This is a genomic window from Streptomyces sp. NPDC016459 (assembly GCF_040632845.1).
In the GTDB taxonomy this organism is placed as follows: domain Bacteria; phylum Actinomycetota; class Actinomycetes; order Streptomycetales; family Streptomycetaceae; genus Streptomyces.
Genome location: NZ_JBEYCR010000002.1, coordinates 143,605 through 169,744, shown reverse-complemented (window position 1 = coordinate 169,744; position 26,140 = coordinate 143,605). Strand labels below are relative to the sequence as shown.

24 protein-coding genes are annotated in these 26,140 nt (G+C 68.8%); 16 read left to right on the top strand and 8 right to left on the bottom strand.

The window, feature by feature from the left end; translation table 11 throughout:
• Positions 1-57: 57 nt before the first annotated feature.
• Together ABZ567_RS06330 and ABZ567_RS06325 are read left to right on the top strand one after the other, a co-directional pair.
• Entirely contained in the window at positions 58-348 is a 291-nt protein-coding gene (locus ABZ567_RS06330) for a hypothetical protein (protein ID WP_189831634.1), read from the top strand.
• Between the two features lie 113 nt (positions 349-461).
• Positions 462-782 (top strand): hypothetical protein, encoded by a 321-nt coding sequence (locus ABZ567_RS06325; protein WP_360786481.1) that lies wholly within the window; start codon positions 462-464, stop codon positions 780-782.
• An 87-nt stretch (positions 783-869) separates the two neighbouring features.
• Here ABZ567_RS06325 and ABZ567_RS06320 read toward each other — a convergent pair whose 3' ends face one another.
• Positions 870-1,703, bottom strand: a complete 834-nt coding sequence (locus ABZ567_RS06320) for a hypothetical protein (RefSeq protein ID WP_360785324.1) — start codon at positions 1,701-1,703, stop codon at positions 870-872.
• 303 nt (positions 1,704-2,006) lie between these two features.
• Here ABZ567_RS06320 and ABZ567_RS06315 point away from each other — a divergent pair, with 303 nt between their 5' ends.
• From ABZ567_RS06315 to ABZ567_RS06250, 14 genes are all read left to right on the top strand, one after another.
• Complete coding sequence (locus ABZ567_RS06315) at positions 2,007-2,219, top strand: hypothetical protein (protein ID WP_360785322.1); 213 nt, start codon at positions 2,007-2,009, stop codon at positions 2,217-2,219.
• A gap of 93 nt (positions 2,220-2,312) precedes the next feature.
• On the top strand, positions 2,313-3,428 hold the full coding sequence (locus ABZ567_RS06310; protein WP_360785320.1) for a hypothetical protein: 1,116 nt from the start codon (positions 2,313-2,315) through the stop codon (positions 3,426-3,428).
• A 30-nt stretch (positions 3,429-3,458) separates the two neighbouring features.
• Positions 3,459-4,667, top strand: a complete 1,209-nt coding sequence (locus tag ABZ567_RS06305; protein WP_360785319.1) for a phage tail protein — start codon at positions 3,459-3,461, stop codon at positions 4,665-4,667.
• Positions 4,664-5,917: a tape-measure protein gene (locus tag ABZ567_RS06300; RefSeq protein WP_360785318.1), complete on the top strand. Its 1,254-nt coding sequence runs from the start codon at positions 4,664-4,666 to the stop codon at positions 5,915-5,917. The genes ABZ567_RS06305 and ABZ567_RS06300 overlap by 4 nt, the downstream gene beginning before the upstream one ends.
• Positions 5,918-6,063: 146 nt before the next feature.
• Positions 6,064-6,987 carry a phage tail protein gene (locus ABZ567_RS06295; protein WP_360785316.1) on the top strand — a complete coding sequence of 308 codons (924 nt, stop codon included), beginning with the start codon at positions 6,064-6,066 and terminating at the stop codon, positions 6,985-6,987.
• Between the two features lie 112 nt (positions 6,988-7,099).
• Positions 7,100-8,293: a hypothetical protein gene (locus tag ABZ567_RS06290; protein ID WP_360785314.1), complete on the top strand. Its 1,194-nt coding sequence runs from the start codon at positions 7,100-7,102 to the stop codon at positions 8,291-8,293.
• Between the two features lie 49 nt (positions 8,294-8,342).
• A complete protein-coding gene (locus ABZ567_RS06285) occupies positions 8,343-9,533 on the top strand; it encodes a hypothetical protein (RefSeq protein WP_360785312.1) in 1,191 nt (396 codons plus the stop codon).
• 32 nt (positions 9,534-9,565) lie between these two features.
• Entirely contained in the window at positions 9,566-10,702 is a 1,137-nt protein-coding gene (locus ABZ567_RS06280) for a hypothetical protein (RefSeq protein WP_360785311.1), read from the top strand.
• A 12-nt stretch (positions 10,703-10,714) separates the two neighbouring features.
• Positions 10,715-11,827, top strand: coding sequence for a hypothetical protein (locus ABZ567_RS06275; protein ID WP_360785309.1), 1,113 nt, complete (start codon positions 10,715-10,717; stop codon positions 11,825-11,827).
• On the top strand, positions 11,827-12,393 hold the full coding sequence (locus tag ABZ567_RS06270) for a hypothetical protein (protein ID WP_360785308.1): 567 nt from the start codon (positions 11,827-11,829) through the stop codon (positions 12,391-12,393). The genes ABZ567_RS06275 and ABZ567_RS06270 overlap by 1 nt, the downstream gene beginning before the upstream one ends.
• Positions 12,394-12,413: 20 nt before the next feature.
• The gene (locus ABZ567_RS06265; protein WP_360785306.1) at positions 12,414-12,893 is read left to right on the top strand and encodes an ATP-binding protein; all 480 of its coding nucleotides are present in this window, start codon (positions 12,414-12,416) and stop codon (positions 12,891-12,893) included.
• Between the two features lie 86 nt (positions 12,894-12,979).
• A complete protein-coding gene (locus ABZ567_RS06260; RefSeq protein ID WP_360785304.1) occupies positions 12,980-13,897 on the top strand; it encodes a peptidoglycan-binding protein in 918 nt (305 codons plus the stop codon).
• Between the two features lie 25 nt (positions 13,898-13,922).
• Positions 13,923-14,162 (top strand): hypothetical protein, encoded by a 240-nt coding sequence (locus ABZ567_RS06255; RefSeq protein WP_360785302.1) that lies wholly within the window; start codon positions 13,923-13,925, stop codon positions 14,160-14,162.
• Complete coding sequence (locus tag ABZ567_RS06250; RefSeq protein WP_360785300.1) at positions 14,149-14,412, top strand: hypothetical protein; 264 nt, start codon at positions 14,149-14,151, stop codon at positions 14,410-14,412. Before ABZ567_RS06255 ends, ABZ567_RS06250 begins: the two co-directional genes overlap by 14 nt.
• 68 nt (positions 14,413-14,480) lie before the next feature.
• Here the strand turns inward: ABZ567_RS06250 and ABZ567_RS06245 are convergent, their stop codons facing one another.
• The 7 genes from ABZ567_RS06245 to rplK form a co-directional block, all read right to left on the bottom strand.
• Positions 14,481-18,380, bottom strand: coding sequence for a DNA-directed RNA polymerase subunit beta' (locus ABZ567_RS06245; protein ID WP_360785298.1), 3,900 nt, complete (start codon positions 18,378-18,380; stop codon positions 14,481-14,483).
• Positions 18,381-18,480: 100 nt separating this feature from the next.
• The gene (gene rpoB, locus ABZ567_RS06240; protein WP_360785297.1) at positions 18,481-21,963 is read right to left on the bottom strand and encodes a DNA-directed RNA polymerase subunit beta; all 3,483 of its coding nucleotides are present in this window, start codon (positions 21,961-21,963) and stop codon (positions 18,481-18,483) included.
• Between the two features lie 547 nt (positions 21,964-22,510).
• A complete protein-coding gene (gene rplL, locus ABZ567_RS06235) occupies positions 22,511-22,894 on the bottom strand; it encodes a 50S ribosomal protein L7/L12 (RefSeq protein ID WP_030213912.1) in 384 nt (127 codons plus the stop codon).
• Positions 22,895-23,004: 110 nt separating this feature from the next.
• Positions 23,005-23,535, bottom strand: a complete 531-nt coding sequence (gene rplJ / locus ABZ567_RS06230; protein ID WP_360785295.1) for a 50S ribosomal protein L10 — start codon at positions 23,533-23,535, stop codon at positions 23,005-23,007.
• Between the two features lie 247 nt (positions 23,536-23,782).
• Positions 23,783-24,688 carry a hypothetical protein gene (locus ABZ567_RS06225; RefSeq protein ID WP_360785294.1) on the bottom strand — a complete coding sequence of 302 codons (906 nt, stop codon included), beginning with the start codon at positions 24,686-24,688 and terminating at the stop codon, positions 23,783-23,785.
• Positions 24,689-24,806: 118 nt separating this feature from the next.
• Complete coding sequence (rplA, locus tag ABZ567_RS06220; RefSeq protein ID WP_188269125.1) at positions 24,807-25,535, bottom strand: 50S ribosomal protein L1; 729 nt, start codon at positions 25,533-25,535, stop codon at positions 24,807-24,809.
• 77 nt (positions 25,536-25,612) lie between these two features.
• Positions 25,613-26,047 carry a 50S ribosomal protein L11 gene (gene rplK, locus ABZ567_RS06215; RefSeq protein ID WP_315891551.1) on the bottom strand — a complete coding sequence of 145 codons (435 nt, stop codon included), beginning with the start codon at positions 26,045-26,047 and terminating at the stop codon, positions 25,613-25,615.
• Between the last annotated feature and the right edge of the window lie 93 nt (positions 26,048-26,140).

Genomic DNA, 26,140 nt, shown 5'->3' with positions numbered 1-26,140 from the left:
CCGTCCCGCCCCACCCTTCTCCTCTTCTTCTCACCCGAACAAGGAGTACGCATCACCATGGCCCGTTTCGACGTCAACGCCGCACGCGCCCAGCGCCAGGAGGCCCACGGCCGCAAGTGGTCCTTCGAACTGGACGGCGAGTCCTACACCCTTCCGACGGAGCTGAGCCGCGCCACCGCCAAGGGGTTGCGCAAGCTCGACGACAACGACGTCGACGGCCTGCTCGCGCTCCTGATGGGTGAGGAGCAGTTCAGCCGCTTCGAACAGCACGACGTCACCATGCAGGACATCGCCGCCATCCTGGAGGCCTACGGCAAGGAGACCGGGCTCGGCCTGGGGGAAGACTGAGCCTCGTCGCGTTCGTCGAAGAACACGCCGAGGCCCTTGAGGCCGACTTCATCCGCTACTACGGGCTCGATCTCCTCGACTGGCACCGCGAGGAGCTCTCCAGCCGGCGGGTGCTGGCTCTGATCAAGCATCTGCCACGGGACAGCGCCCTGCAGCGCGAGCTCCACGGCGAGGCCGCGGAGTGGTCGGTCACCGACCATCTGCTCGCGGCGACGGTGGACCATCTGGCGGTCGCCAACTGGATGTTCCAGTGCGTCAACGCGTCCGAGGACGGTGACCAGCCCGATCCGCCACAGCCCGTTCCCCGGCCGGTCACCAAGGACGAGGACCAGGACGAGGACGAGGACCAGGAGGCCGGGGGGCAGGACGAGCGCGGCCCCGGGACGGAGACCCCCGAGATCTCCCCCGGGCAACTCGCCCGGTTCTTCGGCTGAAGGCACCTCACCCGCGGCCCCCGGAATCCGTTCCCGTCAGGGGGCGGACTCCGGGGGCGCTTCCTGTGCTCACGGAGCCCGTTCCCGTCAGGGAGCGGACTCCGGAGGCCCTTCCTGTGCTCGCCCGGAGGTCAGCTCATCCTCCAGGGCCCTGGCCCGATCGGAGAGCCGGCGCCCCTTGCCCCCGCGTGGTTCCGTGTCGGCCGGCTCGCCGCCCCGGCGGTCGCCGCCGGGGGTGGACTGGGCGGGCACCCCGAGGGGCGGCACGATCGGACGGCCGCCCTTGCCGCGGACCACCTTCCGTACCGGCTGGGCGTTCCTGCGGGTACGGCTCTCCTGCGCGGTGACGAGGACGTCCGGCTCCGAATCGGGCGCCGGCTCCTTGTGGTGCTCGGGCTCGGGCTCCTTGTGGTGCTCGGGCGCGGCGTCCTTGTGGTGCTCGGGCTCGGCTTCCCGGTCGCGTCCGGGGGCGGGTTCGGGTTCGGGCCGCTGTTCGAACAGCTCGCGTTCCCTGCGTACGCGCTCTTCCGCCTCGACGACGGAGGCCGGCGGTTCGAGGAGACGGGCGAAGGGCAGCGCGATGACCCGGGCGCCGTCCTGTCCGCCGTCAGCGCGGCGCTGGGGGCGGCGGACTCCACGCGCGTCACCCTGGCCCTGTGTGTAGGCGTCGGCCACGCGCCTCTCGTACTCCCTGCGGATGCGCGGGAGTTCGCCCGACACGGCCTCGGCCCAGCCGGAGGTGAAGGCGGTCGTCTCGCGACGGTCCATCTCGCTCCTCGGCATCACGACGAGGTCCTCGGTGGCGTATCCGTGGACGAGGACGAGCTCGGAGAGGCGTGCGAAGAGATGCGGCAGATCGGGGTGGGACGCGAGCCAGTCGACGACCCGCTCCCGCCGGTCGGCTTCCGGCTCGGTGTCCATGCGTCAGTACTGCCTTCCAGCCCCCTGGGGTCCCCGCGCGCCCCTCGCGCCCCTGGTCCCCCGGAGTGGTCGGCCCGAGGAACGCGTCCTCCAGGTTACCCGGTCGAACAGAAGCCCCAGTCAGTCGCCAACCCGTTCGGGAAACCGGCCAGAAGACACGCCGTCAGATGTTTCCCGCTCGACAAACACCGAACAGGTGTTCCACACTCTGTTCGCACAGTAGTTCGAACACGTGGTGCCCCCGCTCCTCACTCCGCGGCGCCGCCACGCACGCACGGGCAAGCAACCGGAAGGCAGGCGTCCATGACTCAGCAGGCCGAGGCATCGCGACCGCACATCTCGCTCCAGGACCGCCTCCGCCAGCTCCTCGACGGACCCGTCGCCCTCGACAAGAGAGCGTTGCTCGGCACGCTGTACGCCGAGGTCACCCGCTGCGAGACCCTCGCGTACGCGGCCGGCTGGAACGACGCCCTCGCGGCGGCGCGGCGCGGGTCCCGGCGGGACGAGGACGCCTAGCCTCGCCGACCGCCCCCGCACGAACGAGCCCTTGCCGGAACCGGCAGGGGCTTTTCGGCGCTTGGCCCTCATCGGCCGGAAGCGGAGCATTCCATGGCAAAAACCATTGACGATCTCTCCACAGAGATCGCCGATTTCAAGAAGGCCCTCGAGGAGGGCAAATCCGAGGTCACGTACAAGGTCCCCAACCAGGACGACACGACCAAGGAGAAGAAACCGTACGTCGACACCACCGCGGCGGTCGCCTCAGCGCTGAAGAAGCACCTGATCGACGATGTCCCGAAGATCGTCACGGAGAACTTCGTCGAGAGCTACCTCAGCGCCGCCTTCGGCCAGATCAAGGAGATCCACAAGGAGGTCGTCAAGAACCCCGTGTCGGAGTACTGGGAGGCGGCCGGATTCGAAGGCATCGCCGCCGGCGTCGAGAAGCTTTACGAGGGAGAGAGCATCGGCACGGCCCTCAAGTACTGGACGTCAACCATCGCCGGCGCCATCGCGGCCCTGCTCCTCGGCGCGCTCGGCGTCCTGTTCGTGGCCAATGTGCAATTTATCCAGCGGTCCGTCCAGGCAGCGATCTCCAAGTTCTTCACCGGCCGGGAGACGGTCCTGGCCACCTCCAACAGTGGGCGCGGCATTCGCCCCCAGGACCTCAACACCGTCCAGGGCCGAGCGGCAGCTGCCGGTGGCGGCCTCGCCAACCTCACCGACCCACCCAACCCCACCGTGCTTAACCCCCTGTTCGAGAAGCTCGGTGCCGTCAACCGGCGGATCCTGGTGTTCAACAACGGCGTCCGCAAGCTGCCGAGCGCCCGCTCTCTCGCCAAGACCGCGGAAGGCGTCGAGAAGGTCAACACGGCCATCGCGGCCGCCAATGCCGAGAAGATCGAGCTCGTCGCCGAGAAGGCCGACAAGCTCGTCAAGGCCTTGAAGGACTACGACCCCAAGAAGGTCCCGGACCCCAAGAAGATCGAAAAGCTCAACGCGGCCATGGCCGGCGCCAACCCCACAGAGGTCAAGGCCATGGCCACGGCGACGGGGAAGCTTGCGAGCGCGCAGCGGCACTTCGACCCGAAGAAGCTCCCGAAGGCCCGCGGTCTGGCGTCGGCCGCCAGGTCCGCCGAGCGGCTCGCGGACGCGGGTCGGGACGTAGCCCAGGCCTTCAACGCCCTCAAGATCAAGGCCCTGGAAGCCGCTCAGGCCATGGCCTGACCCCCACCCCACCCCGAAAGGAGGTAACCCATGTCTCTCGTCAGTTCTCTCAAGAAGTCGTCCGACTCCCTGCGCGCCCTCAAGACCCAGGCATCCGGCGCCGGCACCTCGGTCAAGAAGGTCGGCGACGCCGGCAGGTCGGCGTCGGGGCAGCTCAAGACGCTCCGTACCAACGCCCAGGGCTCCACCACCCAGCTCAAGAACCTGAAGACCGCGTCGGACCAGGCCGAGCGCGCCATGAAGAAGGCCGGCGACACCGCTCAGTCGGCCGGCGGCAAGCTGTCCAGGTACGAGTCCGGCGCCGGCAAGGCGGCCAAGGGCCAGGACAAGCTCAACAAGTCCATGAAGGGCAACTTCCTCGTCCGCCTGCTCGAACTCTTCATGCCGCTCATCGAGGCGATCGTCGACATGGCGCTTCGCTCGAAGACGATGCAGACGGTCCTGAAGAAGGCGTTCAGCGCCATCAAGAGCGTGATCAGTTCCGTCATGAAGGCCGTCGGGCCGATCATGAAGAAGGCCGGCGACCTGATCAAGTCGGTCTGGAACGGCATCAAGAAGGCCATCTCCACCGTCGTCAAGGCCGTCGCCACCGTCATCAAGACCTACGTGAAGATCTGGAAGACGGTCATCACCACGGTGATGAAGGCGATCAAGACCGTGATCAGCTCGGTCTGGAACGGCATCAAGGCCGTCATCACGCCGGTGGTGAACTGGATCAAGAGCGCGATCCCGCAGGCCTTCAGTGCCGTCAAGGACAAGATGTCGTCCGTCTGGAACGGCCTCAAGGACATCGCGTCCCGGGCGTTCGACGGCATCAAGAGCGGGGTGAAGGGCCCGATCAACGCCGTCATCAGCCTCATCAACTCGATGATCGGCAGCCTCAACCGCGTCAAGGTGAGCGTCCCCGGCTGGGTCCCGGTCGTCGGCGGCAAGACCTTCGGCGTCAACCTGCCGACCATCCCCATGCTCGCCACCGGCGGTGTCGTCATGCCCCGCACCGGGGGTGTCCCGGCGATCCTCGCCGAGGCCGGCGAGGCCGAGGCCGTCCTGCCGCTCTCCAAGCTGGACCGGCTGCTCGCCACCACCGCCCGCCGTGCCCGTACGGCGGGCGGCCCCCAGGCGGCCGGTGCCGGAGCCGGGCTGCACATCGAGCACTACCACGCGGCCCGCAACAGTGACCCGCACACCACCGCCGCGGCGCTCATGTACCTCGTGAAGGCGCGTGGAGCACGCGTATGAGTGCCGCGCTCGCCACCTCTCCGAACTTCCGGGTGGCCCTGGCGCCGATAACCGGCCTGCGGCAGGGGCTGGGCGGAGCGAGCAGCTCGCTGAAGAACCTCCGAGAGGGCGTCCAGCGGGCGTCGACCGGTGTCGGCGCCCTCGCCACCGCCTCCCGTAACGCCGGCACCACCCTCCGCGCCCTCGGTCAGAACGCCTCCGGCGCCGCCACCGCCCTGACCAGGATCCGCCGGTCCACCGCACCCGCCCGGATCAAGCGGATCGGCACCGCCGCCGGCAAGGCCCGCACCACCACCCGCACGATCGGCACCGGCGCCGGAGTCGTCGTCGGCCTGCTCCTGCCGCTGCTGCCCGTCACGGACGTCATCACCAGACTCATGGGCACCTTCGGCACCGTCATGACCATCGCCTCGGTCGCCATGACAGGCATCAACGTCGCCATGCGGGCCAACCCGCTCGGCTTCCTCGTCGGCCTGATCGTGCCCATCGCCGCGTACCTGATCGAACTGGCCGTCAACTCCGAGACCGGGCAGCGGATCATCCGGCAGGTCCTCCAGCAGGCCCTGAAGGGCTTCCAGTCGGTCTGGAAGTTCATCCAGCCGTTCATGAAGCTCCTCGGCGAGGCCGTGGGCACGTACGTCAAGGCGTACCTGACCGTCTTCAGGACCGCGCTCAGGATCGTCGGATCGGCCATCGGCGGGATCTCGAAGATCGGCTCCGCCGTCCGCTCCGCCAGCAACGCGCTGCGCGGCATCGCCTCCCGCACCATCGGTGGCATCAAGAGCGCCGTCCAGCCGGTCCTCCGCTGGATCACCGACAAGATCCCCGGCTTCTTCCGGACCGCCAAGGACGCGGTGAGCAGGTCGCTGCGCGGCATCGGCGACCTGATCAAGGGCGCGCTGAGCGCCGTGCTCGGCGTGGTCAAGGGACCGGTCAACGGCCTCATCGCATTCGCCAACTGGATCATTGACGGGCTCAACAAGCTCAGCTTCGAGATCCCGCTCACCGGCAAGAAGTTCGGCGTCGAACTCGACAAGCTCCCCATGCTCGCCGAGGGCGGCATCGTCTCCCCCGGCACCGCGGACGACTACCGCATCGACTCGCTCTCGCAGCTGGAGAACCGCCGCGTCCCGGCCCTCACCGAGCCGCTGCCCCGGCCGCACCGCATCCGGGACTTCCACGAGGAGCCCGGCGCCGGTCCCCGGTCGACGGCCGAGGACCTGCTCTTCCTCGCGACCGCCCACCGCTGACCGGCGACCACCGGCGACCACCGCCCCCGGCCGACCGCCCGGAGCCGACCGCACACCGCCGCTCGCTGCCCCGCCGCTCGCAGACCCCGGCTCGCAGACCGCTGACCGCCCACCGCCGACCCCATCCCAAGTGAGGTGACGGCCCCATGGCCGAGACCACGACCCCGTACGCCGGAAACTCCTACCTCGCCGACCTCGCGCCCGGCTCGCTCATCACCCAGGACGGGCAGATGCAGTGGGCCGGGCTCCTCATAGGCCCCGGCACCCCCTTCGCCGTCGACAAGTCCGGTCTGACGGGCTGGGAGGACCTGCCCGAGTACGACTCCTCCGACGCCGACCGTCCCACCTCCCACGGCGCCTGGCCGGGCGCCCGGTACGCCAAGCCGCGCAAGGTCGGCGGCACGATCGTGCTGATGCCGGAGTACGGCGGCACCGCGGGTGCCGTCCGCGCCCTGCGGCAGTCGCTCGCCCTCCTCGACGAGGAGCGGTGGCTCACCGTCCGGCTGCACGGCGAACTGCTCACCGTCCGCGCCCGCATCGCCCAGCGCGTGGTCCCGGCCGACCAGGGTTTCGCCACCCAGGGCAGCTCCCGCATGTCGGTCCAGTGGCTGGCCACCGACCCGCGCCGGTACGCCGTCAACGAGCAGGTCGCCACGACCACTCCCCCGCAGCCGGAGTCCGGCCTCACCTGGCCGCTGACCTGGCCGCTCCGCTGGGGCCAGGCCAAGAGCACCGGGGACGCCGTCGTCGAGAACACCGGTTCGGCCCCGGTCCACCCGGTCATCGTCTTCCGCGGCCCCTGCTCCATGCCGACCGTCACCGAGCGGGTCAGCAGGCGCCGGCTGCGGTACGCGATCGACCTGACCGCCGGCGACGAACTCACCGTCGACACGCGCGCGGGCACCGTCATGCTCAACAACTCCGCCTCCCGCCTGCACACCGCGATGGCCGACTCCACACCGGAAGAGCTGTTCGTGCTCGACCCCGGTCGCACCGACCTGTCCTTCCGGCCCGAAGAGGGCACCGAGAACGCCCTGATGACCGTGCGCTGGCGCAGCGCCGAGTGGTGACCGGGACGCGCCGACCGTCCCCCGCCGGCCGCCCGGCGCCCTCGGGCGCCGGCGGTCGGCGGTCCCTCCCCGCCGACCACCCCGATCCGACCCCTCCCGGAGAGGCGACCCCATGACCGTACGCGCCGCTTGGCTCCAGTCCACCGGCCAGACCCGTGACGACACCCGCCTGACCCTCGCCGCCCTGCTGACGCCCAGCGGCCAGAGTGCCGAGGAGACCCCGCTCCGCTCGCGCCCGGGCATCGTGCCGGGTGGTTTCGTCCTGACCGGCAGCGCTCCCATGCAGGTCACCATCGGCACCGGCCGCGCGATCGTCCAGGGCAACGACACCGCCCAGGGCGCCTACCTCGTCGCGGCCACCGCGCCGGAGAGCTTCACGCTCGCGGACGGCGACCCGCAGTACGACCGCATCGACCTGATCGAACTGGCCGTGCTGGACGACGTCTACGACCGTACGGGCACCACCGAGGCGGTCGTACGGCTGGTCAAGGGCACCCCCCAGGTCACGCCCGCCGTCCCGCAGACCGGGCCGGGCAGCACGATCCCGCTCTACACGGTCCGGGTGCCGAAGGGCACCTCGGCCGGCACCGGCGGCATCGCCTGGGCCACCGCCGTCACCACCATGCACTGGCCGGTCGTCGCGCTCGGCGGCATCATGCCGGCCAGCGGCTTCAAGGGCGCCTACGTCGGCCAGTACCGGGACACGGCGGGCCTCCTCCAGCGCTGGGACGGCACGACCTGGGTCTCGTACCCCAAGGCCATCGGCGGCATCGCCCCGAGCAGCACGGCCGCCGGCGGCTACACCGGCCAGTACCGGGACAACGGAGGCGGACTGCAGCGCTGGAACGGTTCCGCCTGGCAGTACGTCGAGGGCGCCTCGACCCTGCTGCTCAGCGCTACGCAGTTACTGAGCACCCAGGCGCAGAGCATCGCCCCCAACACCTGGACCGTACTCAGCCTGCCCACCGTCGACATCGACGACGCCGCCGCCTGGACCACCAGCACCACCTACATCGTGCCGCGCACCGGCTGGTGGCGGATCTCCGCGCACGCCACCTGGGCCAACGACGCCCAGACCGGCATGCGCGGCGCCCGCGTCCTGGTCGGCGGCGTCGGACAGTTCCGGCTGACCTGGCTCACCCCCGCCGGCAACGGCGCCATCTCCGTGGGCGGCAGCGGCGTGGTCAGGCTCGTGGCCGGCGAGACCCTCCAGCTGGCCGGCTTCCACAACCACAGCGCGGCGATCAAGACCCTCGGCGGCTCGGGCTACGCCTGCAACCTCACCGCCGAGTGGGTCAGGTCCTGACGCCCCCGACCGCTGAACCGTCCCTCGACTCCTCGAACGGAGAAACCCCATGAACCTGCGCAGCAGCTGGGTCGCCGAGACCGGCCAGACCCGTGAGGACACCCGGCTCACCCAGACCGGTGTCACCACCATGACCAACCCCGTCCAGGTCCGCTCCGGCATCCTGCCCGGCTCGTACGGCGGCCAGTACCGGCTCTCCGGCTTCTGGACCTTCGGCTCCGCCGCCATGTCGGCGACCGTCTCCGAGGGCCGGGCCGTCATCCAGGGCGAGATCTCCGAGGGCGTCTTCCCGGTGACGCTGACGGCCTCCGAGGTCGTGACCTTCGCGCCGGGCAACGCCCAGTACAGCCGCATCGACCTGCTCGTCCTGAAGATCTACGACAGGCTCTACGACGGCGGGCAGCGCAGCGAGGCCACCATCGAGATCATCCAGGGCGCGGCCGCGCAGGACCCGAAGGCCCCGGCCGTCCCGCCGCGCTGCCTCCCGCTGTACGAGGTGACCGTCCCCGCCGGTGCCAGCGCGGGCAACGGCGGCATCCCCTGGAACAGCTCGCTCAAGGACCTGCGCACCCCGGTCGTCGCCCTCGGCGGCATCCTCCCGGTCGAAGGCGCGTCCCTGCCGGGCGCCTACCCCGGCCAGTACCAGGACGCGGGCGGCGCGCTCCAGCGCTGGGACGGCGGCGCCTGGGTCTCGTACCCGGCGGCGCTCGGCGGCATCATCCCGGCCTCCGCGTCCACCACGCCGGCCAGCTACACCGGCCAGTACCGCGACTCGTCCGACGGACGGTTCCAGCGCTGGAACGGTTCCGCCTGGGTCCCGGCCGTGCCGGGCCCGTACTTCGTCGACAACCGCGACTACGGCGACACCACATCGACCGCGTACACGTCGACGCTCGCGGGCCGCACCAACAACCCGCTCTCGCTCTCCTTCGTCGCCCCGCCGTCGAAGGTGGTCGTCATCGGCTTCGGCTGCAAACTGCGGTCGACGAGCCCCGAGCACTACGCGTACATGGCGCTCAAGCTCACCCAGGGCACCAACGTCATCAGCGACCTCGAGGACGACTACGCGGTGGTCGCGGCAAGCCAGCACATGGTCTCGGTGGCCACCATGACCCGTCAGTCGGGCCTGACCCCGGGCGCGACGTACACCCTCACGGCCTCCTTCCGGGTCGCCGCGACCACCCCCGCTCTCAAGGCCGGCTTCGACAACACGTTCATCAGGGTCGACCCGCTGCCCTAGTCCCTGACCCCCTTACCGACAGGAGAAGAACCATGGCACTGCGCAGCGGCTGGCTTCCGCCGACCGGGCAGACCCGCGTCACCACCCGTCTCACCGCCCACGGCGCCACCACCCCGGTCAACCCGATGGCCTCGCGCTCCGGCATCCTGCCCGGCACGGCCGACGGCAAGTACCGGGTCGGCGGCCTCTGGCTGAGCGGCAGCGGCCCCATGAGCGCGACCGTCTACGCCGGACGCGCCGTCGTCCAGGGCCCGAACGCCCAGGGCGCCTACCCCGTCACCCTCGACGCGGACACCGTCCTCACCTTCGGCGACGGCGATCCGATCAACCCGCGCGTCGACCTCGTCGTCCTGCGCGTGTACGACGACGAGTTCGACAATCTGACCAGGAGCGAAGCCGCCCTGGAGATCATCAAGGGCGAGCCGAAGGCACAGCCGACCGTCCCGAACGCACCCCCGCTCTCCCTGCCCCTCTTCTCCATCAGGGTGGAGAAGTCGGCCTCGGCCGGCACCGGCGGCATCGCCTGGGCGGGCGGGGCCGTCACCGACCTGCGGACCACCCTCGTCGGCGTGGGCGGCATCCTGCCCGTCTACAACAACGCCGGTGTGCCCGGCTCCTACCCCGGCCAGTACCAGGACAACGACAACGCCCACTGCCTCCAGCGCTGGGACGGCAACGGCTGGGTGTCCTACCCGAAGGAGATCGGCGGCATAGCCCCCGCCGGCACGGTCTCCACCGGCGGCTACACCGGCCAGTTCCGCGAGCACAACGGCACCCTCCAGCGGTGGAACGGCAACTCCTGGGCCAGTTACCAGCCGCCCGTGGAGGTGGAGACCGCCACCAGTGGCGTGACCCCGCTGACCGGCTGGACGGTGGTGGCCTTCTCCGCCCGACGCACCCGGGGCCTCGCGACCGTCCTCGTCACCGTCACCCGCAACGGCGCCACCGTCAACGTCGACAGCGCCGGCAACATCGCCGACGAGCCGCTGTGCACCCTGCCCGCCGGATGGCGGCCGGCCATCGACTTCGAGGCCTCCGCCTGCGACGGCTTCGGCGACGGCGGCGCCTACATCTCGCCCAGCGGACAGGTCAACCTGCGCACCTGGTCGTCCAACGGCGCCCTCGTGGCCGGCCGGAACATCCGCGTCTCCGCGACCTACGTCCTGTAAGGGGGCTGTTGCATGGCACTCGACACGCCCTACCGGGCCATCTTCTGCGACCTCGTGAGCGACACGACCCTCGACATCCTGCCGCTGCGGGACGTCTCGTTCGAGGACTACATCGGCCGGGCCGGCTCCCTGTCCGGCACCGTCCCCGTCCCCGACCGCGCCATCGCCGAACGGGCCCACAAGATCAAGCCGGGCCGCACCACGGTCTATCTGGAGCGCGGCGGAGACCTGTGGTGGGGCGGCATCGTCTGGACCACCAACCTGCAGTCCAGTGACCGGGGCGTGGTGACCCTGGGCATCCAGGCCTCCACCTTCGACTCGTACGCGAGCCGACGGCGGATCCGCACGGACGAGTTCGAGACGCGGTTCACCCAGCCGACCGACCAGTTCGTCATCGCCCGCAGCCTCTGGAAGAGCCTGTCGGACGGCCTCGGCCACAGCACGATCGACGTCGGTGACGGGACGGAGGAGTCCGGCGTCCTGCGGACGGCCTCCTGGCGGTACGGCGACGAGACCGTCTATCAGGAGGCGCTCGACCAGCTCGGCGCCCAGGAGAAGGGCTTCGAGTACCAGATCCTGGTGTACCGCGACCCGGCGGACGGCAAGCGGATCCGCCAGCTCCGGCTCGGCTCGCCCATCCGCACCGGCGCCACCGACATGATCTTCGACCGGCCCGGCGCGATCCTGTCGTACTCCCTTCCGGACGACGCCACCCGCGGCGGGACCGTCGCCCTGGCCCGTGGCGCCTCGACCAACAGCAACGCCGGCGCCGAGTCCAGGCCGACCGTGTCCGACCTCGCCTGGCCGAGGCCGCCGCTCCCGGACCTCTGGCCCCAGCTCGACCTGTCCTCGGACCACAACGACGTCAGCGACAAGGCCACGCTGAACTCGCTCGCCCAGGCCGCCGTCGACGGGGAGGCGGGCCACGTGCAGATCCCCGAGATCAGCATCCGGCTCGGCGGGATCGTCCCCCCGGCGCTCCTCGGGCGCACCGCCCGCATCCGCATCACCGACGAATGGCATCCGACGGGCCTCGACGCCCGCTACCGCATCGTCGGCGTCAAGGTCCGGCCGGCCGAGCGAGGCCGCCCCGACACCGCCGAACTCGCACTCGAGGGGGCCTGATGGCACTGCTGCCCGAGGACATCATCGACCGGCTGATCCAGATGGAGCGCCGGATCCAGGCGTTGTCCACAGCGGTCAACACCCGTCCTCCCTTCAACGAGATCCGTCCCGACCGGCCCTCCGGCAAACCGGTCATCCGGATCTACGACGGCTACAACCACGAGCTGTTCGCCGACGACATGGCGACCGGCGGCCTCGCCAGGCCGTGGCTCCAGCTGATGCCGCCGGTGGACCACCTCAAGGAAGCGAAGTGGCCGTCCACCACGAGCACGACCTTCACCGCCATCGCCCAGTCCTTCAATCCCGTCTGGCAGCCCAAGATGCGGCTCGCGATGTACACGAGGGTGTCCAGCGGCGCGGCCGGCCAGGTGAAGGTCATGGTCGACGGCCAGCAGTTCGGCCCGACCGTCACCGCCGGGCAGACCTTCGACCACACCGGTCTGCTCCCGGTCGACCTGGCGACCAAGTTCGGCAAGGTGATGACCGTCGAGATCCACGCCGCGGTCACCAGCGGCACCGGCACGGTCTACGCCCAGCCCGTCAGCATGTACGGCACCCAGACCTGAGCCCGCGAGGAGCACACACCGTGAACATCGACCCCACCCAGCCCTGGGGCCTGGTCATCGACTACGCCGGGCGCGCCACCGTCACCGAGAACGGCCACACCCTCTCCGTACGCGTCTACGACAACGGCCTCGGATACACCCTGGAGCGGGATCCCTTCACCGGCCAGTACCCGTCGGTGTACGTCAGCGCGGAGTTCGCCAGGACCGGCGCGGGTGACGCCACCCTGCGCGGCTTCGGCCTGGCCGTCGTCGAGGCGAGGGACGGCGTCCCCGCCGTGGCCGACCCGACCGCCGTCCAGCGGGCCGTCGCCGCCGCACTGGCCGACTTCGAGACCCGCCGCGCGGCCTACGCCTCGCTCTGCGCCACCTGGGAGCCGGGTGACGAGCCCGCCCCGGAGCCCGAGCCGGAACGGCAGCCGACCCCGAGCCCGGCCCCGGCCCCGGCCCCGGCGAGCCAGACCCCGAACCCGACGAGCCAGGCCCGGACCCCGGCCCCGTAACCCCGCCGCGGCCACCGTCCCCGCCGCCCCGCCCGCCCCGTACGCCCGCCCCCGAGCGGGCCTTTTTCATGTCCGGAGGACATCAGATGGCCACTCCCCTCCCCGCGGACCGGCTCGTCGCCGCGCTCCGCGCCGAAGGCGTCACCGTCGTCGAACACCCCGGCTGGCGCTCCCACCACCGCAACCACACCGGCGCCTGGGGCCCGGTCACCGGCGTGATGATCCACCACACCGTCAGCACCGGCACCGCCTCCTCCGTCGAGCTCTGCTTCAACGGCTACGACGGACTGCCCGGACCGCTCTGCCACGGCGTCATCGCCAAGGACGGCACCGTCCACCTCGTCGGCAACGGGCGCGCCAACCACGCCGGCGCCGGCGACCCGTCCGTCCTCCAGGCCGTGATCACCGAGACGTACGGCGACCGGCCCCCGGCCCCGCGCGTCCACCAGGGCAGCCCCGGAGCCGTCGACGGCAACTCCCGCTTCTACGGCTTCGAGTGCGTCAACCTCGGCAACGGCCGCGACCCCTGGCCGGCCGCCCAGCTCGACGCCGTCGAACGGGTGTCCGCCGCCCTGTGCCGGGCCCACGGCTGGGGCGCCAGGTCCGTCATCGGCCACCTGGAGTGGTCCGACTGGAAGAGCGACCCCAAGGGCTTCGGCATGCCGGACCTCCGCGGCCGCGTCCAGACCCGGCTCGCGAAGGCCCCCGCCAAGAACACCCCGGGCAGCGGCAAGCCGGCCGCGCCCCGCCTCCAGCCGTTCCCGGGCACCTCGTTCTTCCGCAAGGAGACGAGCTCCCCGGTCATCACGGCCATGGGCCGCCGTCTCGTCGCCGAAGGCTGCTCCGCGTACGCGGTCGGCCCCGGCCCCCGCTGGAGCGAGGCCGACCGGCTCGGCTACGCGAAGTGGCAGCGCAAGCTCGGCTTCCGCGGCTCCGACGCGGACGGCATCCCCGGCGCCGCCTCCTGGAGCGCCCTGAAGGTCCCGTACACGAAGTCCCCGTAACCCCCACAGGAAGGCGAACGTCCCGATGTCCGACGCCGCCAAACGCACGGCCCGCACCGTCCTCCAGTCCGCCGTCGGCATCGCCGTCGTGCTCCCCGCCGTCGTCGACGCCTCCGGCATCCCCGAGACCCTCCCCTGGGTCGCCGGGGCGCTGGTCGTCGCCGGTGGTCTCACCCGGGTGATGGCCCTCGACGCGGTGCAGCACCTGCTGCCGTCCTGGCTCCGCGGCACCCCCGCGCAGGGCGGTGCCGATGACCGAGTCTGACCCGAACGACCCCGTGGCCGTCGCCCTCGAACTGGAACGGCTCCGCGGCACCCTGGAGGCCGGCTTCGCCCGCGTCGACGGCGCGCTCGCGCTGCTCGTCCAGCGCAGCGACCAGTCCGACCGCCAGCTCGCCGACCACGAGGCCCGTCTCGACGCCCTGGAACGCGGCCGTTGGCCGCTGACCAGCATCCTCGCGCTCGCCGCGAGCGCCGGAGCGCTCGTCGCGGTGTGGGAGCTGACCGCCAGGTGATCCCCTGGTGAGCGAACGCCGAAGGGCGGCCACCCCCACGGGGTGACCGCCCTTCGGTTTCGCACTACTTACTGGTTGTACGGACCGTAGTCGTAGTCCTCCAGCGGAACGGCCTGGCCGGAGCCCGAGCCGAACGGCGAGTAGTCGATGTCGTCGTAGCCGACGGCCGAGTACATCGCGGCCTTGGCCTCCTCGGTCGGCTCGACCCGGATGTTGCGGTAACGGGACAGACCCGTACCGGCCGGGATGAGCTTACCGATGATGACGTTCTCCTTGAGGCCGATGAGACTGTCGGACTTGGCGTTGATCGCCGCATCCGTCAGGACTCGGGTCGTCTCCTGGAAGGAGGCGGCCGACAGCCAGGATTCCGTCGCCAGCGAGGCCTTGGTGATACCCATCAGCTGCGGACGGCCGGAGGCGGGGTGACCGCCCTCAGTGACCACACGACGGTTCTCGGTCTCGAACTTCGAGCGCTCGACGAGCTCGCCCGGCAGCAGCTCCGCGTCGCCGGACTCGATGATCGTCACACGGCGCAGCATCTGCCGGATGATGATCTCGATGTGCTTGTCGTGGATCGACACGCCCTGCGAGTTGTAGACCTTCTGGACCTCGGCGACCAGGTGGATCTGGACCGCGCGCTGACCGAGGATCCGCAGCACGTCGTGCGGGTTGGTGGCACCCACGGTGAGCTTCTGGCCCACCTCGACGTGGTCGCCCTCGCCCACGAGCAGACGGGCCCGCTTCGAGATCGGGAACGCCGTCTCGTCGGAGCCGTCGTCCGGGGTGACGACGAGCTTCTTGGTCTTCTCGGTCTCCTCGATACGGACGCGGCCGGCCGCCTCCGAGATCGGGGCGACACCCTTGGGCTGACGAGCCTCGAAGAGCTCGACGACACGGGGCAGACCCTGGGTGATGTCGTCACCGGCCACACCACCGGTGTGGAAGGTACGCATCGTCAGCTGGGTACCGGGCTCACCGATGGACTGGGCGGCGATGATGCCGACCGCCTCACCGATGTCGACCAGCTTGCCGGTGGCGAGCGAACGGCCGTAGCAGAACGCACAGGTACCGACGGCGGACTCACAGGTCAGGACCGAACGGGTCTTGACCTCTTCGACACCCGCGTTGAGCAGGGCGTCGATGAGCACGTCACCCAGGTCGACGTTGGCCGGCGCGATGACCTTGCCGTCGATGACGACGTCCTCGGCGAGCATCCGGGCGTACACGGAGGTCTCGACGTCGTCCGTCTTGCGCAGGACACCGTCGGCGCCGCGCTCGGCGATCCGCAGCTTCAGACCGCGCTCGGTGCCACAGTCCTCCTCGCGGATGATCACGTCCTGCGAGACGTCCACCAGACGACGGGTCAGGTAACCCGAGTCGGCGGTACGCAGGGCGGTGTCCGCCAGACCCTTACGGGCACCGTGCGTGGAGATGAAGTACTCCAGGACGGTGAGGCCCTCACGGAAGGACGCCTTGATGGGACGCGGGATCGTCTCGTTCTTGGCGTTCGACACCAGACCACGCATACCCGCGATCTGGCGCATCTGCATCATGTTTCCTCGGGCACCCGAGTCGACCATCATGAAGATGGGGTTCGTCTTCGGGAAGTTCGCGTTCATCGCCTCGGCGACCTCGTTGGTCGCCTTGGTCCAGATCGCGATGAGCTCCTGAGTGCGCTCTTCCTTGGTGATCAGACCGCGCTCGTACTGCTTCTGGACCTTCTCGTCCTGCTCCTCGTAGCCCTTGACGATGGCCTTCTTGGCCTCGGGCACGACGACGTCGGAGATGGCCACGGTGACACCGGACCGGGTCGCCCAGTAGAAGCCCGCCGCCTTCAGGTTGTCGAGCGTCGCCGCCACGATGACCTTGGGGTAGCGCTCGGCGAGGTCGTTGACGATCTCGGAGAGCTGCTTCTTGCCGACGGAGTAGTCGACGAACGGGTAGTCCTCGGGCAGCAGCTCGTTGAAGAGCGCGCGGCCCAGCGAGGTGCGCAGACGGAACGAGTCACCCTGCTGCCACTCCGGCTCGCCCTCCTCCGTGACCGGGGGAACCCAGCCACGCGGAGCGACGGTGCCCACGGGGAAGCGGATGTCGATCTGCGACTGCAGCGCGAGCTCGCCGGCGTCGAACGCCATGATCGCCTCGGCCGTGGAGCCGAACGCGCGGCCCTCGCCCTTGGTGTCACGGAGCTCACCGTCGGTGGTCAGGAAGAACAGACCGAGGACCATGTCCTGGGTCGGCATCGTGACCGGACGGCCGTCGGCGGGCTTCAGGATGTTGTTCGAGGACAGCATCAGGATGCGGGCCTCGGCCTGCGCCTCCGCGGAGAGCGGAAGGTGCACGGCCATCTGGTCACCGTCGAAGTCCGCGTTGAACGCGGTGCAGACGAGCGGGTGGATCTGGATGGCCTTGCCCTCGACCAGCTGGGGCTCGAAGGCCTGGATGCCGAGGCGGTGCAGCGTGGGCGCACGGTTCAGCAGGACCGGGTGCTCGGCGATGACCTCTTCGAGGACGTCGTACACGACCGTGCGGCCGCGCTCGACCATCCGCTTGGCGCTCTTGATGTTCTGCGCGTGGTTCAGGTCGACCAGGCGCTTCATCACGAACGGCTTGAAGAGCTCCAGCGCCATGGCCTTGGGCAGACCGCACTGGTGCAGCTTCAGCTGCGGACCGACGACGATGACGGAACGCGCGGAGTAGTCCACACGCTTGCCGAGCAGGTTCTGACGGAATCGACCCTGCTTGCCCTTCAGCATGTCGCTGAGGGACTTCAGGGGACGGTTACCGGGACCGGTCACCGGACGACCACGACGACCGTTGTCGAAGAGGGCGTCCACGGCCTCCTGAAGCATGCGCTTCTCGTTGTTCACGATGATCTCGGGCGCGCCGAGGTCGAGGAGTCGCTTCAGACGGTTGTTGCGGTTGATCACGCGGCGGTACAGGTCGTTCAGGTCGGAGGTCGCGAAGCGGCCACCGTCCAGCTGCACCATCGGACGCAGGTCCGGCGGGATGACCGGCACGCAGTCGAGAACCATGCCCTTGGGGCTGTTCGCGGTCTGCAGGAACGCGGAGACGACCTTGAGGCGCTTGAGCGCACGGGTCTTCTTCTGGCCCTTGCCGGTACGGATGATCTCGCGGAGGCGCTCGGCCTCCTCGTTGAGGTCGAAGGACTCCAGGCGCTTCTGCAGAGCAGCCGCACCCATGGAACCGTCGAAGTACATGCCGAAGCGGTCACGCAGCTCGCGGTAGAGGAGCTCGTCGCCCTCCAGGTCCTGGACCTTGAGGTTCTTGAAGCGCGACCAGACCTCGTCCAGACGGTCGATCTCGCGCTGCGCACGGTCGCGCAGCTGCTTCATCTCACGCTCGGCACCCTCGCGCACCTTGCGGCGCACATCGGCCTTGGCGCCCTCGGCCTCCAGCTCGCCGAGGTCGTTCTCGAGCTTCTTGGCGCGGGCCTCCAGGTCGGAGTCGCGACGGTTCTCGATCTGCTGACGCTCGACGGAGACGTGCGCCTCCAGCGAGGGCAGGTCACGCGTACGACGCTCGTCGTCGACGTACGTGATCATGTACGCCGCGAAGTAGATGACCTTCTCGAGGTCCTTCGGGGCGAGGTCGAGCAGGTAGCCAAGACGCGACGGGACGCCCTTGAAGTACCAGATGTGGGTGACGGGAGCGGCGAGCTCGATGTGGCCCATCCGCTCACGACGCACCTTCGCGCGGGTGACCTCGACGCCACACCGCTCACAGATGATGCCCTTGAAGCGGACACGCTTGTACTTGCCGCAGTAGCACTCCCAGTCCCGGGTCGGACCGAAGATCTTCTCGCAGAAGAGTCCGTCCTTCTCGGGCTTGAGCGTGCGGTAGTTGATGGTCTCCGGCTTCTTGACCTCGCCGTGGCTCCACTGACGGATGTCGTCAGCGGTGGCCAGACCGATCCGGAGCTCGTCGAAGAAGTTGACGTCGAGCACTATGCGTCAATCCCTCTCAGGGTTGTAAGGCTTGGGGTCTGATACGGGGGTCCTGGGGCCGGCGGGGGGACCGTGACTGGTCCCCCCGGCCGGACTCCCGTCAGACCTCTTCGACGCTGCTCGGCTCACGCCGGGACAGGTCGATGCCGAGCTCCTCCGCTGCGCGGAAGACGTCCTCGTCGGTGTCGCGCATCTCGATGGACATGCCGTCCGAGGACAGCACCTCCACGTTGAGGCACAGGGACTGCATCTCCTTGATGAGCACCTTGAAGGACTCGGGGATGCCGGGCTCAGGGATGTTCTCGCCCTTGACGATGGCCTCGTAGACCTTCACGCGGCCGGTCACGTCGTCGGACTTGATCGTCAGCAGCTCCTGGAGGGCGTACGCGGCGCCGTATGCCTCCAGCGCCCACACCTCCATCTCACCGAAGCGCTGGCCACCGAACTGGGCCTTACCACCCAGCGGCTGCTGGGTGATCATCGAGTACGGACCGGTCGAACGCGCGTGGAGCTTGTCGTCGACCAGGTGGTGGAGCTTGAGGATGTACATGTAGCCGACCGAGATCGGCTCCGGGAACGGCTCGCCGGAGCGGCCGTCGAACAGCCTCGCCTTACCGGTCGGGAGCACCATGCGCTCGCCGTCGCGGTTCGGGATGGTGTGGTTCAGCAGACCCGCGAGCTCGTCCTCACGCGCACCGTCGAAGACGGGGGTGGCGACGTTGGTGCCCGGGGCGACCTGGTCGGCGCCGATCGCCTGGAGGCGCTGCGCCCACTCGTCCGCGAGGCCGGAGACGTCCCAGCCGCGGCTGGCGAGCCAGCCGAGGTGGATCTCCAGGACCTGTCCCGGGTTCATTCGGGACGGGACACCCAGCGGGTTGAGGATGATGTCGACCGGGGTGCCGTCCTCGAGGAACGGCATGTCCTCGATGGGCAGGATCTTGGAGATGACGCCCTTGTTGCCGTGACGGCCGGCGAGCTTGTCACCGTCGGTGATCTTGCGCTTCTGGGCGACGTAGACGCGGACCAGCTGGTTCACGCCCGGGGGAAGCTCGTCGCCCTCCTCGCGGTCGAAGACGCGGACGCCGATGATCTTGCCGATCTCGCCGTGCGGCACCTTCAGGGAGGTGTCACGGACCTCACGGGCCTTCTCACCGAAGATCGCGCGGAGCAGGCGCTCCTCCGGGGTCAGCTCGGTCTCGCCCTTGGGCGTGACCTTGCCGACGAGGATGTCGCCGGCGACGACCTCGGCACCGATACGGATGATGCCGCGCTCGTCGAGGTCGGCGAGGACCTCCTCGGAGACGTTCGGGATGTCCCGGGTGATCTCCTCCGGGCCGAGCTTGGTGTCACGGGCGTCGACCTCGTGCTCCTCGATGTGGATCGAGGAGAGGACGTCGTCCTGCACGAGGCGCTGCGACAGGATGATCGCGTCCTCGTAGTTGTGACCCTCCCACGGCATGAACGCCACGAGCAGGTTCTTGCCGAGGGCCATCTCGCCGTCTTCGGTGGCGGGACCGTCGGCGAGGACCTGGCCCTCGATGACGCGGTCGCCCTCGTCCACGACGACCTTCTGGTTCACAGAGGTGCCCTGGTTGGAGCGGGAGAACTTGTGCAGGCGGTACGTGATGTACGTGCCGTCGTCGTTGGCGACCGTGATGTAGTCGGCCGACAGCTCCTGGACGACACCGTCCTTCTCGGCCTTGAGCACGTCACCGGCGTCGGTGGCGCAGCGGTACTCCATGCCGGTGCCGACGAGCGGTGCCTCCGACTTGATGAGCGGCACCGCCTGCCGCATCATGTTCGCGCCCATGAGGGCGCGGTTGGCGTCGTCGTGCTCGAGGAACGGGATCATGGCGGTCGCGACCGACACCATCTGGCGCGGCGAGACGTCCATGTAGTCGACCTCGGACGGCAGGACGTAGTCGACCTCGCCGCCACGCTTGCGCACCAGGACGCGGTTCTCGGTGAGCCGCATGTCGTCGTTGAGCGCGGCGTTGGCCTGCGCGATGACGAAGCGGTCCTCCTCGTCGGCGGTGACGTAGTCGACCTCGTCGGTGACCTGGCCGTCGATGACCTTGCGGTACGGCGTCTCGATGAAGCCGAACGCGTTGACGCGGCCGTACGAGGCGAGCGAACCGATCAGACCGATGTTCGGGCCTTCGGGGGTCTCGATCGGGCACATGCGTCCGTAGTGGGACGGGTGCACGTCTCGGACCTCGAAGCCGGCCCGCTCACGGGACAGACCACCAGGGCCCAGCGCCGAGAGACGACGCTTGTGCGTCAGACCCGACAGCGGGTTGTTCTGGTCCATGAACTGGGACAGCTGGCTGGTGCCGAAGAACTCCTTGATGGAGGCGACGACCGGCCGGATGTTGATCAGGGTCTGCGGCGTGATCGCCTCGACGTCCTGGGTGGTCATGCGCTCCCGCACGACGCGCTCCATACGAGCCAGACCCGTGCGGACCTGGTTCTGGATGAGCTCGCCGACGTTGCGCAGACGACGGTTGCCGAAGTGGTCGATGTCGTCGGTCTCGACGACGATCTCGTTGCCGTTCTCGCCGATCGTCTCGGTCTCGCCCGCGTGGAGCTTGACCAGGTACTTGATCGTGGCGATGACGTCGTCGGTGGTGAGCACGCCGGCGTCCAGCGGCTCGTCGGCGCCGAGCTTCTTGTTCACCTTGTAGCGGCCGACCTTGGCGAGGTCGTAGCGCTTCGGGTTGAAGTAGAGGTTCTCGAGCAGCGTCTGAGCGGCCTCACGGGTCGGCGGCTCGCCCGGACGGAGCTTGCGGTAGATGTCGAGCAGTGCGTCGTCCTGGCCCTGGGTGTGGTCCTTCTCCAGGGTGGCGCGCATGGACTCGTACTCGCCGAACTCCTGCAGGATCTGCTCGGTGGTCCAGCCGAGAGCCTTGAGGAGGACGGTGACGGACTGCTTGCGCTTGCGGTCGATGCGGACACCGACCAGGTCGCGCTTGTCGATCTCCATCTCCAGCCAGGCACCCCGGGACGGGATGATCTTGGCGGAGAAGATGTCCTTGTCGGACGTCTTGTCGATGGAGGAGTCGAAGTAGACACCCGGCGAACGGACCAGCTGCGACACCACGACACGCTCGGTGCCGTTGATGACGAAGGTGCCCTTGTTCGTCATGAGCGGGAAATCGCCCATGAAGACCGTCTGGGACTTGATCTCGCCGGTCTCGTTGTTGGTGAACTCGGCGGTGACGAAGAGCGGGGCGCCGTACGTGAAGTCACGGTCCTTGCACTCGTCGATCGAGTTCTTCGGCGGCTCGAAGCGGTGGTCGCGGAAGGTCAGCGACATCGACCCGGAGAAGTCCTCGATCGGCGAGATCTCCTCGAAGATCTCTTCCAGGCCGGACTTCGTGGGGACGTCCTGTCCCGACTCAAGGGCAGCCTCGACGCGAGCCTTCCAGGCGGCGTTGCCGAGCAGCCAGTCAAAACTCTCGGTCTGCAGCGCGAGGAGGTTCGGAACCTCGAGGGGCTCCTTGATCTTTGCAAAGGAGATGCGCAGCGGGGCGGTGCTTGCGCCGTTGTTCGTATTGGTCGAGGCGTTGCGCGAGGCGGCCAAGAGGGGGTCCTTCCGAGGGCTCGGACTCACTACGCGCGTACCGGTCCCCTGCAGCGCTTCACGGCAGACTTTTCCTGACATGACCAAAAGGCCAGTTCGGACGGGGTCGGTCCACGAAGCGGATGCGAAGGTATGCCCCTGGTGACGGGCAGGGGGCAGCTAACAGGCAGCGCAAAGGGTCAGTGTAGCCACTTGGCTCACTGATGTCCAGGGCGAGTTCCTCGCGACCCTCGTTGCTCTCAACTCCGCGCTACTCGCGCCGTGCGGCGCACCTCGATACTGCCCGTTCAGTCGTCGATCCATGCCTCGGAAACGGATCGTTGTGACGACGCGTCCTGAGAATTGCGCGCTGCGTGCGGTTCGTCAAGGCCCCCCGGTGTGCGGGGCGCACGGCGAAGATCACCATACTCCGCTCCCGGCGGCCCTCAGCGGCCCCGCCACGCCCTTCCCGGGGAACGCCGAAAGGCGACCACCCACAAGGGTGATCGCCTCTCGGTGCTCCCGCGTTACACGGGGGCAGGAGTCAGCTCAGCGAGCCGAAACGGTCTTACTTGACCGTGACGGAGGCGCCGGCGGCCTTGAGGGACTCGGCAGCCTTCTCGGCGGCCTCCTTCGCGACCTTCTCGAGGACCGGCTTCGGGGTGCCGTCGACGAGGTCCTTGGCCTCCTTGAGGCCCAGGGAGGTGAGCTCGCGCACGACCTTGATGACCTGGATCTTCTTGTCGCCGGCACCCTCGAGGATGACGTCGAACTCGTCCTGCTCCTCGACGGCCTCGGCACCGGCGGCCGGGGCGCCCGGGCCGGCAACGGCGACGGCCGCGGCGGCGGTGACGTCGAACTTGTCCTCGAACGCCTTCACGAACTCGGAGAGCTCGATGAGGGTCATCTCCTCGAACTGGGCGAGGAGGTCGTCCTGAGAGAGCTTCGCCATGATGGGCGATCCTTCCACTAATTCGGCAGGTGCCGGATGTATGTAGAGGCGGGCGTAACGGCCCGCTGTGACCCGCGCACTAGGCGGCGCGGATCAGTGCGCGAGCCGAGTTACTCGGCACCGCCCTGCTCGGCGAGCTTGACGCGAAGCGCCTCCGCGGTGCGGACGAACTTCGACGGCAGCGCCTGGAAGAGCGAGGCAGCCTGAGACTGCTTGCCCTTGAACGCGCCGGCCAGCTTGCTGAGCAGAACCTCGCGGGACTCGAGGTCCGCGAGCTTCTTGAACTCGTCGGCGGAGAGCGCCTTGCCATCAAGGACACCGCCCTTGATGACGAGGTTCGGGTTCTCCTTGGCGAAGTCACGCAGAGCCTTCGCCGACTCCACCGGGTCACCGGTGACGAAGGCGACCGCGGTCGAACCAGCAAGCTGGTCGTCCAGCGCGGCGATCCCGGCCTGGTTGGCCGCAATCTTGGTCAGCGTGTTCTTCACCACGGCGTACTGGGCGTTCTCACCGAGCGAACGACGCAGCGTCTTGAGCTGCGCCACGGTGAGCCCCGTGTACGAGGTCAGCACGACGGCGTTCGAGCTGCGGAACTTGTCCTCAAGCTCGGCTACCGCGGCAGCCTTGTCGGGCCTTGCCATAGAGCGTCGGCCTCCTTCCGGGTGATGAGGACCGCTCAGAAGGGGCTGACAAAACAAAACGCCCCGGCGCAAGCGCTCGGGGCTCAGCTCAACCGCATCACGAAGATCCGGGAACTCTTCCACAAACACCTGCGCGGGTCGTTCGCGTCTCAGCGAATCCTTCGGCCACCGCACCCTGGGGCGCAGTAACGACCAGCGGTCTTTGGCTTCTGTGGAAGAGTACGTGACCGTTCCGGCAAAGGGCAAATCAGGCCTTGCCGAGGCCCTTCAGCATCTCGAAGAGGTCCAGCGTGTCCTTGGCCGGCGGCGCCTGGACGGCGGCCTGGGTGCCGTAGTCGCTGTAGTCGGCCCGGATCCGCATCGTGCCCTCGGCCATGGTCATGCCGATGTCCATGCGCGCCGGGTAGCCCTCCTCGTTGACCCAGACCTCGGTGTCGTAGCCCTTGAGGCCCGCCTTCCTCACGTTGGCGATGAGGGTGTCGTAGTCCTCCTTGGAGAGCGCCTTGGAGGTGTTGTTGGCCTTGAGCATCTGCTCGAAGGTCAACGTGCCCTTGTAGTGCTGCGTCTCCATGCCGTTGATCTTCTCGGCGCCGACGTGCTTGAGGTTCGGGGAGTCGAGGAGCAGCGCGAGCTGCTGGGCCGGGTCCTGGTTCATGCTGTCCAGGCCGCCGGTCAGCTGCTTCTGGAGCGCCTTGTCGCCGGAGGCGTCCGCGGCGGCCTTCAGGTCCAGCTTCATCCAGCGCTTGCCGTCCATCTCGGCGGCCTGCTTCACGCCCATGTCCATGTACATGACGTTGTCGAGCATCACCATGCGCATCTGCTCGGGGGCGCCGGAAGCGGCCGCGCCGCTCAGCATGGAGCCCTTCATGGTGATGTCCATGACCGCGGGGTCCCAGCCCTGGACGCCGGTCAGCTCGGCGGTGCCCGAGTCCGCCCCGGCACCGGACATGCTCATCGTCATCCTGACCTTGGCGGCCTTGGCCGCGGAGGTCTTCTCGTACGCGGCCTGGATGACCTTCGTGACGTCGCCCTGGCTCTGGGACTTCGGGGCGTCGGACGCCGTGCCCGTGCCGTCCTGACAGCCCGCGACACCCCACGCGAGTGCCATCGCCGTGACGGCGACGCCGGCGCGCTTCCCTGCTGACCTGTTCATGAGAGTTCCCCACCCCTTGATCGACGTCTTCGCTCTCCCTGCACCGTAACAAGGAACAGGCCCCCGCCTCTCCGAGGAGAGGCGGGGGCCTGTCGACCACTCAGTGAACCGATGGGGTTCAGACCGCGGCCGGGTCCTCCTCGACGAGGAGGTTGCGGGTGCGGTTGGAGTCCAGCGGGATGCCGGGGCCCATCGTCGTCGTCAGGGTCGCCTTCTTGATGTAGCGGCCCTTGGCGGCGGACGGCTTCAGACGGAGGATCTCGTCCAGAGCCGCAGCGTAGTTCTCGACCAGCTTCGTCTCGTCGAAGGAGACCTTGCCGATGATGAAGTGCAGGTTCGAGTGCTTGTCGACGCGGAACTCGATCTTGCCGCCCTTGATGTCGTTGACAGCCTTCGCGACATCGGGGGTGACGGTGCCGACCTTGGGGTTCGGCATGAGACCACGCGGGCCGAGGACGCGGCCGAGGCGGCCGACCTTGCCCATGAGGTCCGGGGTGGCCACCACGGCGTCGAACTCGTTCAGGCGGTTGCCCTTGGAGATCTCGTCGATGAGCTCGTCGGAGCCGACGATGTCGGCGCCGGCGGCGATCGCGGCCTCGGCACGGTCACCGGTCGCGAAGACCAGGACCCGGGCGGTCTTGCCGGTGCCGTGCGGGAGGTTCACGGTGCCGCGGACCATCTGGTCGGCCTTGCGCGGGTCGACACCCAGGCGGAAGGCGACCTCGACGGTGCCGTCGAACTTCGTGGTGGCGGTGTCCTTGGCGAGACGGACGGCCTCGAGGGGGGCGTAGTTCCGCTCCCGGTCGATCTTGGCGTCCGCGCTGCGGAGAGCCTTGCTGCGCTTCACTTCTGCTCCTGTTGGTTCAGGTACGGAGTCGTGGTGCGGGCCGCGCCGGCCCTACCACTAGGTCACGAGGGGGGTGATCAGCCCTCGACCGTGATGCCCATGGAACGGGCGGTGCCGGCGATGATCTTCGACGCGGCGTCAAGGTCGTTGGCGTTCAGGTCGGGGAGCTTGACCGTGGCGATCTCGCGGACCTGGGCGGCCGTGAGCTTCGCGACCTTGGTCTTGTGCGGCTCGCCGGAGCCCTTGTCCACACCCGCGGCCTTGAGGATCAGCTTGGCGGCCGGCGGAGTCTTGGTGATGAAGGTGAAGGAGCGGTCGTCGTAGACCGTGATCTCCACCGGCACGACCATGCCACGCTGCGACTCGGTCGCGGCGTTGTAGGCCTTGCAGAACTCCATGATGTTGACGCCGTGCTGGCCCAGTGCGGGACCGACCGGCGGGGCCGGGTTCGCCGCACCGGCGTTGATCTGGAGCTTGATAAGCCCCGTGACCTTCTTCTTCTTGGGAGGCATTGCTCTCTCCGGGTCCTAGTGAGAGTGTTCAGCCCGCCGTCCGGTCATCCGGATGGAGGCATACCGCACAACGATAACGGGTATAGGCGCGCG